This window comes from Rhizobium sp. BE258, from assembly GCF_031457345.1.
Classification (GTDB): domain Bacteria; phylum Pseudomonadota; class Alphaproteobacteria; order Rhizobiales; family Rhizobiaceae; genus Rhizobium.
On sequence record NZ_JAVDWL010000003.1, the window covers coordinates 166,917 to 182,737 of the forward strand.

General features: G+C 62.0%; 17 protein-coding genes. 6 read left to right on the forward strand and 11 right to left on the reverse strand.

Annotated elements, in window-relative coordinates; all coding sequences use genetic code 11:
- Positions 1–176: 176 nt before the first annotated feature.
- A complete protein-coding gene (locus J2X43_RS11300; RefSeq protein ID WP_310294017.1) occupies positions 177–821 on the forward strand; it encodes a TetR family transcriptional regulator C-terminal domain-containing protein in 645 nt (214 codons plus the stop codon).
- Between the two features lie 4 nt (positions 822–825).
- Here the strand turns inward: J2X43_RS11300 and J2X43_RS11305 are convergent, their stop codons facing one another.
- From J2X43_RS11305 to J2X43_RS11315, 3 genes are all read right to left on the reverse strand, one after another.
- Entirely contained in the window at positions 826–3,393 is a 2,568-nt protein-coding gene (locus J2X43_RS11305) for an HWE histidine kinase domain-containing protein (RefSeq protein WP_310294019.1), read from the reverse strand.
- The gene (locus J2X43_RS11310) at positions 3,390–3,926 is read right to left on the reverse strand and encodes a biliverdin-producing heme oxygenase (protein ID WP_310294021.1); all 537 of its coding nucleotides are present in this window, start codon (positions 3,924–3,926) and stop codon (positions 3,390–3,392) included. The genes J2X43_RS11305 and J2X43_RS11310 overlap by 4 nt, the downstream gene beginning before the upstream one ends.
- A gap of 143 nt (positions 3,927–4,069) precedes the next feature.
- The gene (locus J2X43_RS11315) at positions 4,070–4,969 is read right to left on the reverse strand and encodes a LysR family transcriptional regulator (protein ID WP_310294023.1); all 900 of its coding nucleotides are present in this window, start codon (positions 4,967–4,969) and stop codon (positions 4,070–4,072) included.
- A 107-nt stretch (positions 4,970–5,076) separates the two neighbouring features.
- Here J2X43_RS11315 and J2X43_RS11320 point away from each other — a divergent pair, with 107 nt between their 5' ends.
- Entirely contained in the window at positions 5,077–6,090 is a 1,014-nt protein-coding gene (locus J2X43_RS11320; protein WP_310294025.1) for an NAD(P)-dependent alcohol dehydrogenase, read from the forward strand.
- A gap of 37 nt (positions 6,091–6,127) precedes the next feature.
- Here the strand turns inward: J2X43_RS11320 and J2X43_RS11325 are convergent, their stop codons facing one another.
- Positions 6,128–6,535, reverse strand: a complete 408-nt coding sequence (locus J2X43_RS11325) for a rhodanese-like domain-containing protein (protein WP_310294027.1) — start codon at positions 6,533–6,535, stop codon at positions 6,128–6,130.
- A gap of 68 nt (positions 6,536–6,603) precedes the next feature.
- Between J2X43_RS11325 and ftrA the strand changes: the two genes are divergently transcribed.
- Positions 6,604–7,584, forward strand: a complete 981-nt coding sequence (gene ftrA / locus J2X43_RS11330; RefSeq protein WP_310294029.1) for a transcriptional regulator FtrA — start codon at positions 6,604–6,606, stop codon at positions 7,582–7,584.
- Positions 7,585–7,667: 83 nt separating this feature from the next.
- Here ftrA and preA read toward each other — a convergent pair whose 3' ends face one another.
- From preA to J2X43_RS11350, 4 genes are all read right to left on the reverse strand, one after another.
- Positions 7,668–8,981, reverse strand: a complete 1,314-nt coding sequence (gene preA, locus J2X43_RS11335; protein WP_310294030.1) for an NAD-dependent dihydropyrimidine dehydrogenase subunit PreA — start codon at positions 8,979–8,981, stop codon at positions 7,668–7,670.
- A 15-nt stretch (positions 8,982–8,996) separates the two neighbouring features.
- Positions 8,997–10,358, reverse strand: a complete 1,362-nt coding sequence (locus J2X43_RS11340; protein ID WP_310294031.1) for an NAD(P)-dependent oxidoreductase — start codon at positions 10,356–10,358, stop codon at positions 8,997–8,999.
- Positions 10,359–10,775: 417 nt separating this feature from the next.
- Entirely contained in the window at positions 10,776–11,771 is a 996-nt protein-coding gene (locus J2X43_RS11345) for an HWE histidine kinase domain-containing protein (RefSeq protein ID WP_310294888.1), read from the reverse strand.
- A 193-nt stretch (positions 11,772–11,964) separates the two neighbouring features.
- Positions 11,965–12,759 (reverse strand): response regulator, encoded by a 795-nt coding sequence (locus J2X43_RS11350; protein ID WP_112390455.1) that lies wholly within the window; start codon positions 12,757–12,759, stop codon positions 11,965–11,967.
- Positions 12,760–12,795: 36 nt separating this feature from the next.
- Between J2X43_RS11350 and J2X43_RS11355 the strand changes: the two genes are divergently transcribed.
- From J2X43_RS11355 to J2X43_RS11365, 3 genes are read left to right on the forward strand one after another with little or no spacing between them, the layout of a single operon-like run.
- Complete coding sequence (locus J2X43_RS11355) at positions 12,796–13,026, forward strand: hypothetical protein (protein ID WP_310294034.1); 231 nt, start codon at positions 12,796–12,798, stop codon at positions 13,024–13,026.
- Complete coding sequence (locus J2X43_RS11360; RefSeq protein WP_112390456.1) at positions 13,026–13,229, forward strand: NepR family anti-sigma factor; 204 nt, start codon at positions 13,026–13,028, stop codon at positions 13,227–13,229. Before J2X43_RS11355 ends, J2X43_RS11360 begins: the two co-directional genes overlap by 1 nt.
- A 9-nt stretch (positions 13,230–13,238) precedes the next feature.
- Positions 13,239–13,793: an RNA polymerase sigma factor gene (locus J2X43_RS11365; RefSeq protein ID WP_112390457.1), complete on the forward strand. Its 555-nt coding sequence runs from the start codon at positions 13,239–13,241 to the stop codon at positions 13,791–13,793.
- A gap of 333 nt (positions 13,794–14,126) precedes the next feature.
- Here J2X43_RS11365 and J2X43_RS11370 read toward each other — a convergent pair whose 3' ends face one another.
- From J2X43_RS11370 to J2X43_RS11380, 3 genes are all read right to left on the reverse strand, one after another.
- The gene (locus J2X43_RS11370) at positions 14,127–14,528 is read right to left on the reverse strand and encodes a hypothetical protein (protein WP_112390095.1); all 402 of its coding nucleotides are present in this window, start codon (positions 14,526–14,528) and stop codon (positions 14,127–14,129) included.
- An 8-nt stretch (positions 14,529–14,536) separates the two neighbouring features.
- The gene (locus J2X43_RS11375; RefSeq protein WP_112390096.1) at positions 14,537–14,887 is read right to left on the reverse strand and encodes a YqjD family protein; all 351 of its coding nucleotides are present in this window, start codon (positions 14,885–14,887) and stop codon (positions 14,537–14,539) included.
- A gap of 148 nt (positions 14,888–15,035) precedes the next feature.
- On the reverse strand, positions 15,036–15,821 hold the full coding sequence (locus tag J2X43_RS11380) for a heme ABC transporter ATP-binding protein (RefSeq protein WP_310294038.1): 786 nt from the start codon (positions 15,819–15,821) through the stop codon (positions 15,036–15,038).

Genomic DNA, 15,821 nt, shown 5'->3' on the forward strand with positions numbered 1-15,821 from the left:
CCGCCGTTGCCTTTATTTTGCATCTGACGGATAATTTGACCGATTGGTAAACATTACAGCTTCCGGCGCCGGGCTCAAGACGTAAAACAGCAAAAATACTGACAAATTTGCGAGCCGGAAACTGCTTCTGAAAACTTGAGTGAAGCAGTTGAATTTGTGAGGGAAACGAGAGCCATATGGCCATTCCGAGAGCAGCGAGGACCCAGCGGCGGACCCGCATCCAGGAGGAGAAGGAAGAGCAGATCCTCGAAGCGGCGCTGGATGTGTTTTCGGTCAGCGGCTTCCGCGGCTCGACCATCGACCAGATCGCTGCCGCCGCGGGCATGTCGAAGCCCAATCTGCTCTATTATTTCCGCACCAAGGAAGCGATGCACCGGGCGCTGATCGACAGGGTACTCTTCACCTGGCTGGAGCCGCTCAGGGCCTTTAATGCCGAAGGCAATCCGGAATCCGAAATCCGCAGCTATATCCGGCGCAAGCTGGAGATGGCGCGCGATTTCCCGCGAGAAAGCCGGTTGTTCGCAAACGAGGTTCTGCAGGGAGCGCCGCATATCGAGGATGAGCTGAAGGGGCCGCTGAAGAGCCTGGTGGACGAGAAGGCGGAGGTGATCCGCGTCTGGGCCAAGGCCGGCAAGATTGCCAAATGCGATCCCTATCACCTGATCTTCTCGATCTGGTCGACGACCCAGCATTACGCCGACTTCGATGTGCAGGTGCGGGCGGTGCTCGGCCAGGAGCATTCCGGCGCCGGGCGATTCGAGGATGCCGCGCGGTTTCTGGAGCAGCTCTTCGTCGGCGGGCTAATGGTTCATCCCGCCTGAAGACTCAGCCCTTGCGGACCGGCATCATCTTGTCGAGTGCCGCCGCCACGCTTTCGATCGTATAGGGCTTCTGCAGGATGTTGGCCCCGCTGAAGTTCTTGGCGACCGCTTCGCCGTAACCCGTTGCAAAGACAAGCGGCGTGCCTGCCTGCACCAGTTTCTCGGCCACTGGGAAACTGGTCTCGTCGCCGAGATTGACGTCGAGGACGGCGAGATCGAAATGCTTCTCCGCCACATATTCGAGAGCCTGATAGACGCTCGGCGCCAGCGTCACATCCTTGGCGCCAAGCTGCAGGAAGATATCCTCGCCGTCCATGGCGATGATCAAATTGTCTTCGACCAGCAGGATGCTGCAGCCCTGCAGCGGCTTTTCCGAAATGATCGTCGCGGTCTTGGCCGCCGGTTGCTGGCGCACTTCCGGGACAATCGAGACCGGTCCGTCGGCGAAGGTGACATATTTCGCCGGGATGGTGAAATCCGCATGCAGCCCTTTGGGCTCATAGCGCACCTCGGCCTTGCCGCCGAGATCGTACGGTATCGAGTGGCGGATGATGGTGGTTCCGAAGCCCTGCCGTTTCGGCGCCTTTACCGGCGGACCGTCGCTCTCGCGCCATTCGACCAGCAGATTGCCCGTGTCGTCCTCGGTCCAGGCGACGCTGACCGTTCCGCTATCGCAGAGGCTGCCGTATTTGGCACTGTTGGTAACGAGTTCGTGGAAGACAAGGGCCGCCGTCGAGAAGGCCTGTGGGCCGAGCAGCACTTCTTCGCCGCGCATGACCACGCGCGCAGCATTCTTGCCGAGATAGGCGGCGGCTTCTGCCTGCAGCAGCGAGCGCAGCGAAGCCGGGGCCCAATGATCCCGGGTGATCTGGTCGTGAGCGCGTGACAGCGCCTGAACGCGACCTTCCAGCTGGCCGACATATTCGCCGATATCGCCATCGCTGGTGCGCGACTGGCGGATTAGGCCGCTAATCAGGCTGAGGATATTGCGGACACGGTGGTTCAGCTCGGCGATCAGGATTTCCTGGCGCTCGTTTGCCTGCTGGCGCACCGCACTCGCCTCGTCGGCAAGGCGCAGGATGACCTCGATCAGTGTGACGCGGATCGTATCGGCCACACGTTTTTCAGCCGGGGTGAAGGGGTGCGAGCGTCCCCGGACGAGTTCCGACCAGCTTTCGAAGCTCTTGCGCGGTGTCAGGCGCGGGCCGTTCGGGCCGTATTCGACCGGCTTGTGCGGGTCGCCCGCCCAGCGGACGGTGCGGACGATCTCCTGGCGGAACAGGATCACATAGTCACGCGGCGAGCGCGAGATCGGGATCGCCATCAATCCGGCGACAGTGCCGTCGATATCGCTGTCCGGCCAGAGTTCCTGCAGATGGTCGGTGGTGAAGACACGGCCGGACGAGGTGCGGTTCAGCACCTTTACCAGGCCGGAAAACTGCTCCTGCGTCGGCGAAAGCCCGGTCAGCGCCGAGCGGCCGTTGATCCAGACGCCGATGCCATCGGCGGGGATTGCGTCCGAGAGCGCATCGATCAGCCAGGTCGGGTCGTCGAGCAGGCTCGCATTGTCGGCGACCGAGGTCAGCAGCCTGTCGGCGATCTGGCGGGCCTTTGTTTCGAATTCCAGCGCCAGCCGCCGCTCGCGGCTTTCGAGGCGCGAGGCAAACATCTGGCCGAAAAGCTCGGAGGTCGAACGCCGCTCGAAAGAGGGCAGGCGGGCGGAATAATGATGGCAGGCAAACAGGCCCCAGAGCTTGCCGTCAACGATGATCGAGATCGACAGCGAGGCGCCGACGCCCATGTTTTTCAGGTACTCGATATGGATCGGCGAGACCGAGCGCAGGATCGACATCGACAGATCCAGCGGGCGGCTGTGCTCGTCGAGCTCCGGATGAATGGCGACAGGCGTGGCATCGATATCGGCGATGACGCGGAAGAGGTTGCGGACATAGAGCGCGCGGGCCTGAACCGGGATGTCGGAGGCCGGATAGTGCAGGCCGAGGAACGAGCCTATGCCGGGGCGGGCCGCTTCGGCGACGACTTCGCCAGATCCCTTTTCGTCGAAACGATAGACCATGACGCGGTCGAAACCGGTCAGCGCGCGGGCCTGGCGGGCGCCTTCGCGGTAGAAGGCTTCCAGCGTCTGCGCCTGGTCGAGACGGGCCATCATGCTGCGGATCGACATGGTCGCGCCGCCCTGGGCACCGTCCTGCGAGGGCTCGGCCTCGATGATGACCTGACCGTCGCTGATGTGGAGCGCCACGTCGAAGGCAGGACCGTTCTCGGAAAGCTGCACGCCGAAAAGCCGTTCGACGATATCCGGCCCCCTGATGACGGCGAGGCGGTTTCGAAGCGTATGCAGCGTCTGCGGCATGATCACTTCGGACAGTGGGCGGCCGAGCACGTCCTTGTAGCTGATGCCGATGAACTGTTCGAGATTTTCCGAGGCGCGGGCAACCAGCCAGTCGGCGGAGGAAACGAGCAGGAAGCCGAACGGCTGGATGGCGCCGAGGCGGTGGATCGGTTCGCGGTCGCAATTCGTCAGGTCGACGCGGTCGAAGGTTTCGCTCACGAGGCGGCCATCTCCAGTTCCATCTCGGCAGCCTTGCGGAAGAGTGCAAAGACGGCGCGGGCAGCCTCGACGGCACCCGCTTCATCGGCGCCTGCATTATCGAGCATATCCATGAAGGCCTTCATGCCGCCCTTGGGGCCGAAGGGGCTGAGATAGGCGGATGGCAGCCCTTTGCCGACGGCCTTGGCCAGCATCGCGCCGCCGAGCTTCGAGCCTTCAAGCACATAAACGGCGCCGAGAAGCGCTGCATCGTCTTGCATCGGAGGCGCATCGAGGGCGGGCGGTAGCGGAACATTCATGGCCGCGAGGTCGTCGAGCAACAGATCACGGCGGCGGCGCTCCGCCCAGTCGGGGATCAGCCGCTCGATGCCGGCTTTTTCCAGCGCTATCTCAACGGCCGGAACGGCGCGGGTGTGGGCGGAGAGGAAGGCTCCATAATCTGCTTCACGTCCGAGATCGAACCGGCCGAAAATTTGATCAACATCAGCGTGGCAATCGCTGGTGCCGGCGCGCAGCGCAGTTCGAAGTGACATGGTTATTGCAAATCCGGTTGATGGTGGCCGATGCACCGCCCCGTACGGCGCATCATCATGGCGATATACGGCAGCATTTCATGATTTCCAGTGAATACAATAAAAAATTCAGCCACTTCAGCGGCTTGGTAAATTTCAAAACGTCACTCCATCAGGCCGGGCAATCTCGCAACCAGCGCATCGATGGCGAGGCGGACTTTCGGCAGCATGACGGGCGAGCGCGGCCATATCGCATGCGACTGGAAAATGACCGGGCGCACGTCTTTCAGCACCCGCACCAGGCGCCCGGCGGCCACATGCTCGCGCACCATCCAGCAGGGCAGCCAGACGAGGCCGGCACCTTCGATCGCCACGTCGCAGATGGTGGCGAGATCGTCGAGCCGCATCCGCGATTTCGGCTGAACCTGCCGCCAGGGTTCGTCGTCGGTCGGGAACACCCAGGTGCGGTGCTTGTCCTGCCGGCCATAGATGATGCCGACGTGTTTGGGGATATCTTCCAGCGACTGCGGCGTGCCGTGTTTGGCGAGGTAATCGGGCGAGGCGCAGACGGTCAGCCGCTGGTGGGCGACGAGTCGCGCCATCATGTCCTGATCGTCTTTGAGCGGCCCGTTGCGGATCGCCAGATCGTAGCCGTCTTCAAGAAGATCGATGATCCGGTCGTTGAAGGACAGGTCGAGTTCCAGTTCGGGATGGTCGTCGAGCAGTGAAATCAGGATCGGCGCAATGCATTGCCGACCGAAGATAACTGGCATGGACACCCGCAGTTTGCCGCGCACGGTCTGCTTGCCGGCCTCCAGAAGCGCTTCGCCGATCTTGATCTCTTCCAGAGCCTTCAGGCAGCGCTCGTAAAAGAAGCGGCCTTCCTCCGTCAGGCTTTGCGAGCGGGTGGTGCGGTGGAAGAGACGGACGCCGAGGCGCTCTTCGAGCCTGGCGATCGTCTTGCCGACAGCGGATCGCGTCAGGTTCAGGCCGCTGGCGGCGGCTGAAAATCCGCCTGCTTCGACGACCTCGACGAAGACGGAGATACCACCAAGCTTTTCCATAATTGTATCCTCAAGGGAACCTATCTTGGGAATTTATATCGCAACTGCCGCCATCATTTCAACGATAGCATGGCTCTCTTCGCTGAATATGCAAAGGAGCACATGCGATGACCAAGATAAGGCGGTGGACGATCGACGGCATCGGTCCGCAGAACCTGACGATATCGGAAGGACGAATGGACGATCCCTCGGGGCGCGATGTCCTGGTGCGGACCGAGGCCGTCTCGCTGAATTATCGCGACAAGCTGGTGCTCGAAACCGGCATGGGGCTGCCGCTGCAATTTCCCTTCGTACCGGCCTCCGATATGGCGGGTGTCGTCGAAGCCGTCGGCCCCGGTGTGACGCGCTTCAAGCCGGGAGACCGGGTGATCTCGACCTTCTCTCCCGGCTGGATCGACGGCACGAATGCCGGGAATGCGCGCAACCCGCCCTACCGCACGCTCGGCGGCTTCTATCCCGGCGTGCTCTCCGACTATCTGACCTTTTCCGAAGACTGGTTCGCCAGGGCGCCGGACAGCCTCGATGCGGCCGAGGCCAGTACCTTGCCCTGCGCCGGCCTGACCGCCTGGTTCGCGCTGATCGAGCGCGGCCATCTCAAGGCCGGGCAGAAGGTGCTGATCCAGGGGACCGGCGGCGTTGCGCTGTTCGGCGTGCAGATCGCCAAGGCGCATGGCGCCGAGGTCTTCATCACCTCAGGCAGCAAGGACAAGCTCGAGCGTGCCCGGGCGATCGGCGCTGATCACGGCTTCGGACGTGAGAACTGGGTAGAGACGCTTTATGGCCTGACAGGCGACTACGGTGCGGATCACATTCTGGAAATTGCCGGTGGCGCCAATTTTGGCGAGGCGCTGAAGGCGGTTGCCGTCGGCGGGCATATCCATGTCATCGGCGTGCTCGACGGGTTCGAAGTGTCCGGCCCCGTCGGGCCGCTGCTTCTGAAATCACCGACGGTGCAGGGCATCAGCGTCGGCCATCGCCGGGCTCTCGAGGATCTCGTCCGCGCCGTCGATGTTTCAGGCATCAAGCCGGTCATCGATCATCGCTACGCTTTCGAGGAACTGCCGGAGGCGCTGGCGCATCTCGACCGCGGCCCGTTCGGCAAGCTCGTTATCGAATTCTGAAAACCGGCTCCCGCAATCGCGCGGGAGCCTTCCATCCTCACGCCGCGGCCGCTTCGCTCTCGAAGCGGAAGCCTTCATCGGCCCAGCCGGTCATGCCGCCGATCATCACCTTGACCTGCTTACCGAGCCGGGCGAGGCGGAGCGCTGCCTTGTCGGTGCCGTTGCAATGCGGCCCGGCGCAATAGACGACGAAGAGCGTATCCTCCGGCCATTCCGACATGCGATGCGCCGTCATCTTGCCATGCGGCAGGTTGATGGCGCCGGGGATGTGCGAGGCGGCAAACATTGCGGGCGAGCGGACGTCGAGCAGCACGAAATCGGCATTTCCTGCAGCAAGCGATGCGTGGACATCCCAGCAATCCGTCTCGAAAGCGAGCTTGCGGGCATAATAGGCGGTGGTGGCTTCCCGCGAGGCGGCTGGGGTTTCGCTGACGTGGCTTGGCATGGGCGGTTCCTTTCGTTCGGGTTGCCGCCCGTTATCGCCGATGCTATGGCTTGGCGAAATTGGCCAGGATGACGATGAGCGTAAAGATCATGCCAAAAGGACCCCATGTCGCAGTGCTGGCCTATGACGGGCTCTGCACCTTCGAATTCGGCATCGCCTACGAAGTCTTCGGCCTGCCGCGTCCGGAGATGGGTGAAGGCTGGTACCGCTATTCGGTCTGCGGCATCGAGCCGGGGCCGCTGCGGGCTGCCGGAGGCCTGACGGTCTCTACCGATCACAGCCTCGACGTGCTCGAACATGCAAACCTGATCGTCGTGCCCGGCTGGCGGGCGATCGATGCGCCGGTTCCTGCCGGTCTCGTTGCGGCACTGCGGGCTGCCCATCAGCGCGGCGCTCGCATCATGTCGCTCTGCTCCGGTGTCGCGGTGTTGGCGGCATCAGGGCTGCTGTCCGGGCGCCGGGCGACGACGCATTGGCGCTATGTTGCCGCGATTGCGGCGCGCTATCCCGATATCACCTTCGACGCCGGCGTTCTCTACATGGACGAGGGCAGCATTTTGACGGCGGCGGGAAGCGCGGCAGGCATCGATCTCTGCTTGCATGTGGTGCGGGGCGATTTCGGTGCGGAGGCGGCCAACAGTGTCGCCCGCCGCCTCGTCCTGCCGCCGCATCGCGAGGGCGGACAGGCGCAGTTCATCCATGCGCCGGTGCCGCAGGAGCGCGAAGGCATCCGGCTCGGGCCGCTGATCGAATGGATGCGCGAGAGGCTCGATACCGAACAGCCGATCACTCTGCTCGCCGAAAAAGCCGGCATGAGCCAGCGCACCTTCCAACGGCGTTTCGAAAAAACGACAGGCCTCAGCGTTGGCGAATGGCTGCTGAAGGAGCGCCTGCGTCACGCGCGCGAACTTCTGGAAAAACCGGCCGCAGTCTCACTCGACGACATCGCCGCCGCCAGCGGTTTCGGCACGCTGGCGACGATGCGGCATCATTTTCGCAGGCGGCTGGGAACGAGCCCGGGGGCGTACCGGAAGACGTTTGCGGGGTGAGCGCCTCCGCCCTGTGACGAGCACAGGAATGAGGGAAGGGGGTAGGCAGCGCCGCGGAGCAAAATTCTACGCGGCGCCAATCTCTATTCCGCGGCCTGTCTCGCCATCGGGTTGTTCGGATGCGTCGTCCAGTTCGCGTAGTTCGGATCGACGGTCTTGCCGGTGCGTTCGTCCAGCGCGCCGGCGGGCAGGGCTTCCATCGTGATGCAGTTCTCGACCGGACAGACGTTGACGCAGAGATTGCAGCCGACGCATTCGTCTTCCATCACCTCGAAGTGGCGGACGCCGTCAACGAACTGGGTGATCGCCTGGTGCGAGGTGTCCTCGCAGGCGATGTGGCAGCGGCCGCACTTGATGCAGGCGTCCTGGTCGATCTTCGCCTTGGCGATGTAGTTGAGGTTCAGATACTGCCAGTCGGAGACATTCGGAACGGCGCGGCCGGTGATGTCGTCGAGGTTGCGGTGGCCCTTGGCGTCCATCCAGTCGGAGAGGCCGGAGATCATCTCCTGGACGATCTTGAAGCCGTAGGTCATCGCTGCCGTGCAGACCTGCACGTTGCCGGCGCCGAGAACCAGGAACTCGGCGGCATCGCGCCAAGTCGTCACCCCGCCGATGCCAGATATCGGCAGGCCGTAGGTTTCAGGATCACGGGCGATTTCGGCAACCATGTTGAGGGCGATCGGCTTGACGGCCGGGCCGCAATAGCCGCCATGGCTGCCGCGTCCGTCGATCGAGGGTTCCGGCGAGAAGGTGTCGAGATTAACAGCGGTGATCGAGTTGATCGTATTTATCAGCGACACGGCGTCGGTGCCGCCTTGCTTTGCAGCGCGGGCCGGTTTGCGGATGTCGGTGATATTAGGCGTCAGCTTGGTGATGACGGGCATGCGGGTATATTGCTTGCACCAGCGCACCACCATCTCGATATATTCCGGCACCTGGCCGACCGCGGCGCCCATGCCGCGCTCGGACATGCCGTGCGGACAGCCGAAGTTGAGCTCGATGCCGTCGGCGCCGGTTTCTTCGACCAGCGGCAGGATCGCCTTCCAGCTCTCCTCCTCGCAGGGAACCATGATCGAGGCGATCAGCGCCCTGTCCGGCCAGTTCATCTTCACCTGCTTCATTTCGCGCAGGTTGGTGTAGAGGTCGCGGTCGGTGATCAGCTCGATATTGTTGAGGCCGAGCAGGCGGCGGTCGGCGCCCCAGATCGCGCCGTAGCGCGGGCCGTTGACGTTGACGACGGGCGGGCCTTCCTCGCCGAGCGTCTTCCAGACCACGCCGCCCCAGCCCGCCTTGAAGGCGCGCTCGACGTTATAAGCCTTGTCGGTCGGCGGAGCGGACGCCAGCCAGAACGGGTTCGGGGACTTGATGCCGACGAAATTATTGCGGAGATCAGCCATTGTTCATTCTCCCCTTCACGCGACGGCGACGGCCGGCTGCAAACCTGCAGTCAGCATGCGGTTGATCGATTCGGCGGCATCGCGGCCCTGCGCCACGGCCGAGACGGTGAGGTCGTCACCGCCGAGCACGCAGTCGCCCCCGGCCCAGACGCCTTCGATCGAGGTCTGGCCCTCGGCATCGATGGCGATGCGACCGTTTTCCATGCGCAGAGCGCCGAGGCCGGAGGCCTCGAAGGTCTGGCCGATAGCCTTGAAGATCTGATCGGCGGCGATGACGCCGGTTTCGCCTGTGGTCACCAGACGGCCCTCGGCGAGCGCGGTGTATTCGACTTCGATGCCGGCGACCTTGCCGTTGTTGGCGACGATCGATTTCGGCGCCAGCCAGTGGCGGATGATGACGCCCTTGGAGGCGGCCAGATCCTGCTCGAATTCCGAGGCGTTCATGTGTTCCTTGCCGCGGCGGTAGCAGATCGTCACTTCTTCGGCGCCGAGCAGCTTGGCCTGGACAGCCGCGTCGATCGCCGTCATGCCGCCGCCGAGAACGACGACGCGGCGGCCGATGGCGATCGCACCCTTGTCTGCAGACTGGCGCAGACCGGCGATGAAATCGACGGCGTCCTCGATACCCGGCAGGCTTTCGCCATCGACCTTCAGGGCGTTGACGCCCGCCAGGCCGAGGCCGAGGAAGACGGCGTCATATTGCTGCTGCAGATCGGAGAGCGAGAAGTCGCGGCCGAGCTGCTCGCCGTTCCTGACCTCGATACCGCCGATCGAAAGGACGTAATCGACTTCCTTCTGGGCGAAGTCGTCCACCGACTTGTAGGTGGCGATACCATATTCGTTGAGGCCGCCGGATTTCGGCTTAGCGTCGTACATGACGACGTCGTGGCCCTTGACCGCGAGGCGATGGGCGGCGGCAAGACCGGCCGGGCCGGCGCCGACGACGGCGATCTTCTTGCCGGTTGCGGCGGCGCGATCATAGAACTGGCGGCCGGCGTTCATCGCCGCATCGGTGGCGTAGCGCTGCAGGCGGCCGATTTCCACGGGCTTTTCTTCTGCCGTGTTGCGCACGCAGGCCTGTTCGCAGAGCTCTTCGGTGGGACAGACGCGGGCGCACATGCCGCCGAGGATATTCTGATCGAAGATGGTCTTCGCCGAACCCAGCGGGTTGCCTGTCGATATCTGCCGGATGAACAGCGGGATATCGATGGAGGTGGGACAGGCCGTCATGCACGGCGCGTCGTAGCAGAAATAACAGCGGTCGGAAGCAACCAGCGCCTCATGCTTGTCGAGGCGCGGATGAAGATCGGAAAAGTTTGCGTCATACTCGGCGGGCGAAAGCCGGCCGGCATGAATCCCAGTTTCCAGACGTTCCATTGAAGTTCCCTCATTATTGGTAAACGGCCTGTGAGGGAAAGCGTAACTCAGGTGTAAAAATTTATCAAATGGTAAAATTTTGGAATGTTTTGTAGCCTATCAGGCTGATTTCATGTTGTTTTTTGTTTTGGCATCGTGAGCTGAAATGCTGCCTGGGGCTGGGCGCTCAGGGCCAGGCAAAAAAAGATTCACAAAAGTCCACTTTTTTTCCGCAGCGTTGGAACCAAAGGTTAACGGCGCCGTTATTGGGATATCCAGATGATGACCGCATCGACCCAACATGCGCGCCCCCAACCCATCATCCGGATCTTACTCACGGTCCCCTCCCGGTGAGTAAAAACAGCCAGTGCGCCGCCCTCGCACTGGCTGTTTTACTTTGTCCGGTTTGCAGCGCTGTAACGGGAGACGGGCGCTATCTCACGCCCGCTTGAGGATTTCGAATTCGGTCTCGGGGACGAGCAGCGAGTATTCGATGCGGCCGGGGATCAGCTTCAGTTCTGCCTTGCCATTCATAGAGGAAGGCACCACGCGTTCCAGAACTGTCTTGCCGAAGCTGTTTTCGCTGAATTCATGTATCTCGGTCTTGTCGGGCAGCGCTTCCGCCCAGGTGACTTCTATCGCTCGCCTGCCGTTCAGTTCCGCCTCGCGGCAGTTCAGCGTGATCGACGCCGCGCCGCCGGCGATGGCGCCGAAGGAGGCGGAGTTGACGATCAGCTCGTGCAGCGCCAGTCCGAGATGGACGGCGGCGTTCGGCGTCATATGGGCGTTGATCCCATAGATCGGCAGCGAGCCAGCAGTCTCCGGCCAGTAGGGCGCGAACTGCTTTTGGGCGAGTTCGAACAGATAGGCGCCGCGCCAGCTGGAATCGGTGATCAGGTCCTGCGAATTTGAGAGAGATTGCAGGCGGCCGCGGAATTTTACCAGGAAACCATCGAGCGACAGCGTGTTGCGCGCCGTCTGCGTGGCGATGCCCTGGATGATTGCCAAGAGATTCTTGGAGCGGTGCGAGAGTTCCCGCAACAGCGACTTCAGCACCTTCTCGCGGTGGCGGGTTTCGGTCACTTCGGAAAGCACCGTCAGCACGCCATGGCTGTCGCGTTCGCTGGCGCGCTCGACCTTCAGCTCGTAGCTGCGCATCTCGCCGCCGACATTGACTTCGATCTCCGCGGTCGTGGCGAGCCCGGTGTCGAGCACCTTCATTTTCAATGCATGCAGATACTCGCCATAGGCGCTGCCGAACAGATCGGCGTCCGTCATGCCGGGTCTGAATAAATCCTGGAAATGAGCGGGGAGATTCTCGGCATAGGCCATCTCAAGCCTTGAGTCCTGGAAGACAATCGAGATTCCGGCGCTGCGCAGCGCCCGCTCCATCATTGCGGCCTTGCCATCGGTGCGGAACGGCTTGCCGGTCAATGGTTCTGTCGTATTCACCAAGCCGCCTTTCCTTCGATCCGTCTGGTGCAGCTGGATAGAAGTTGGCCCATCAGCCAACCCGCCGGTCAGTTTATAACCAAGCGTTGCAGAAACAGTTAAAGCCGCCGGAGCGCACCAGTCATGCTGGAACGCCCCGGCTATTGCTTTGTTCCGTCATCCGGAAACCCGGGTTTCAGGCTGCAACCTTGGTGGATTCATTGAAGAACAGCGCCTGGCTGATCAACGCCTTGACCATGTCGGGGTTGAAGGGTTTCGTGACAAGGAATGTCGGCTCCGGACGCTCGCCGGTGAGCAGGCGTTCGGGGAAGGCGGTGATGAAGATCACCGGCACGTTCGAGGTCTTCAGGATGTCGTTCACGGCATCAATGCCGGAGCTGCCGTCGGCAAGCTGGATATCGGCGAGAACCATGCTCGGCTTGGTCTTGTTGTAAAGCGCAACCGCCTCGGTATGCGTGCGGGCAATGCCGGTAACGCGGTGGCCGAGGCTTTCGACCATCTGCTCGATATCCATGGCGATCAGCGGTTCGTCTTCGATGATCATGATGTCGGTCGCCACCTGGCGGGAAATTTCCTGCGAGGCAGTGTCCAGAAGGCCCATCACGTCCTGTTCGGCGATCTCGAGGATCTCGGCGATTTCGCCGACGCGGAAGTTCTCGACCGATGCGAGAATGAAGGCTTGGCGGGCGCGGGGAGAAACCTTGGCAAGATTGACGGTCGCGCGCTGTTCCCAGGCGTAAGGAGACGCAGGTTCCGGAATCTGGACTGCCGTGGAACCAAACAGTTTGGTGAACAGTTTGTAGAGTGCAACACGGTCGTTCGCGGTATCCGGGAAAATGGATAGGTCGGCGATGATTGCCTCAAGCACGGCGGCTACGTAGGCGTCGCCAGAGGTCTGAGTGCCGGTAAGAGCCCGGGAATAGCGACGCAGATAAGGAAGGTGCGGCGCAATTCGAGTAGAAAGTGTCATTAAAAACTCCCGTCTGTAGGCCGGTAACTGGCGCTAATGAGGCAGAAACGTGAGACGGGTAAAAAAGTTCCGGAGCTTGCGGAACTTTTTTCAGACAGCCGCATTATCCTGCCGACGAATAAAGGGCGCACCAGCTTGAAGCAGGACTTAGGCAGCGTATCGGCATCAACTGCCCAACAGGCAGCTGGTGCTATCGGTGTCGATAGCCGCTTTCAACGGAAAAGCTGCCCGGTTTTTACAGACAACAGGCGAGAAGTGACGATTTGATGGCTACACAGCAGAATGAAGAAAGAGATCAGCAGCGGCTGGATGTAAGGGCGAGCGACATTCTCGATCCCAACAACCAGATCGGTGTGAAGCTTCGCTCGCTTTACGCGGCGGCGCAGGATGAGGCCATTCCAGACCGGTTCCTTGATTTGCTCGAAAAGCTCGACCAGGCCGAAATGGCCTCGGCGAAGCTGGCAGAATAGGGTGAGCTGATGGAAAAAGAGCAACCGAGCTTCAAGCGCGAGATGCTGGCAGCCCTGCCAAGCCTGCGTGCATTCGCCATCTCGCTGACCGGCCGCCACGACCGCGCTGACGATCTCGTTCAAGACACCATCATGAAGGCCTGGGCCAAGCAGGACCATTTCGAGATGGGCACCAACATGAAGGCCTGGCTGTTCACGATCCTGCGCAACGAGCTTTATAGCCAGATGCGCAAGAGCGGCCGCGAAATCCAGGACAGCGACGGCCTGTTTACCGAGTCCATGGCGATGCATCCGTCGCAATATGGCGCGCTCGATCTGCAGGATTTCAAGAAGGCGCTCGATCAGCTGCCGCCGGACCAGCGTGAAGCGATCATTCTCGTCGGCGCTTCGGGCTTTTCCTACGAAGAGGCCGCGGAAATCTGCGAATGCGCCGTCGGCACGATCAAGAGCCGCGTCAACCGCGCCCGCCAGCGGCTGCAGGAACTGCTGCAGATCACCGGCGAAGCAGACTTCGGCCCGGATGCAACATCGGCGCCACTGACATCGAAGGCCTTCGCTTTCTAACCAAGGGATACTTGGGAGGAAAAAGCCGGTCGCCTGAAAAGGCGCCGGCTTTTTTGTTTTGCGTCGATTTGGAAAGGTTTGCGCCCGGAGGCTCCTCATCCGGCTGCCGCAACCTTTCCCCGAGGGGAGAAGGTGCCCGAAGGACGGATGCGGGGGCCGGAGCCTTTATTTTTCCCTCATCCCTGTGCTCGTCACAGGGATCCAGCCAAGCCCAAGTCCTTGGGCTGAAAAGACTCTTCCTGCCGCGCCGACGCGCGGCAACTGGATTCCTGTGACGAGCACAGGAATGAGGGTGGAGAGGGGTGTGGCCGTCAACTAACCCCGCGCCCTGAACTAATCGTCCTTCTTGGACCCAACCAAATTCGATGCCACAAGCGCCATCAAGATCCCGGCCGTCAGAAGCGGCTGCGAGCGGATCAGGCCGATACCGGCGGCGGCTGCGGATTCGAGCGCTAGGCGCCGATCCCTGGCCTGACGTTTTTCCTGCGCATTCATGATCACCATGGCGATCAGCGCCACCACGGCTATGAAGACGGCGCAGGCGGCCAGGAACAGGGCTGCCCCGACCGGCCCATAGATACCCGCAAGCCAGATCGCGCCTGCGGTGACCGCAAGCGCATAGGCCGTCAGCAGGAACAGGGCTGCAATGGCAATGAAAATACCGTTGCGCTTGGTCCGCGCAACGGTACGGTGAACGCCGTTTCCTACCAGCATACTGAGTAGAGGAAAGAGCATCGAGCCTCCTAGCGGCGGGCGAGGAGAGCAAGGACGAGGCCGAATGCGGCCGCAGCCCCAATGGTCGCAACCGGATGCTTGCGCACCGTGTCGCGCACTTCGGATGCGCCGCGCAGGTAGCCGTCCTGCAGATCGCGCAGCAAGTCTTCACCACGGCCGACAATCTCGTCGTAGCCTGCGGAGGCCTGATAGCGCAGCTTGTCAGACTGGCGGCGAGAGCTCTTGGCGGCCAGCTTGGTCAGGGCGTCGATCTCGTCGCGGAGGTGCTCGATCTGATCTTCGATCGTGCTTTCGATGCTGTGAAGCGTGCCATTGCCCTTGCGGCTGCCGCGAACGGATTGGAGGATGGATGAAGCCATGATTTTCTCCATGTTTTTGGGCGTGCACATGCGCCGCCTGTTTGAAATCACAGGCCGTCACCGTTGCTGTCTTGAAGAAGCGCCCGGCAATGACCCAAATCATCGACACGGAGAACGCGAAAGACCGGGAAAGGTTCCCGGAAAAGCCTCAGAGCGCGCTGTGGGCAAGCACGAAGGGCGTGCCATCTGATGGCACCTGATTGATGCGCAGCGGGCAGCCGAAGACCGATTGCATGTTCTGATCCGTCAGGACCTCGCGCACGCTGCCTGCGGCTGCCAGCCGCCCGGATTTCATCAGGACGATCTGATCGGCAAAAAGCGCCGTCAGGTTGAGGTCATGCATGACGGCGATGACGCCGCCGCCGGCCTCACAGAACTGGCGGGCGAGCCGCATGATCGTCAGCTGATGGCTGATGTCGAGGCTTGAGACGGGTTCATCGAGCAGCAGCCAGCAGGGCTTGCCGTGAGCTACCGGTTCGGCGATCTGGCAGAGAACGCGGGCGAGCTGGACGCGCTGCTGCTCGCCGCCCGACAATTCCTGATAGTAGCGGCCTTCGAAGCCGTGGAGATCGACGGCGCCGAGCGCGCGGGCGGCGGTTTCCTCGGCGCGTTCCGGGTGGAGGTTGACGCCTGTCGTCAGGCCCATGCGGACGATCTCGCGGACGGTGAAGGGAAAGGAGATGGCGCTTGCCTGTGGAAGCACGCCGCGGATGGCCGCGAGCTTCCAGGGTGCCATATCGCTGACTTCGGCGCCGTTGATCTTCACCGATCCCTGGGCGGGCAATTCGCCCGATACCGCCTTCATCGTCGTCGTCTTGCCGGAGCCGTTCGGGCCTGCGATCGCCGTCAGCTCGCCGGCGCGGGCGGTGAAGCTGACGCCGTGGACGATGGTCTTGCCCGACAAATCGACGGAGACGTTGGAAAGCTCGATCAT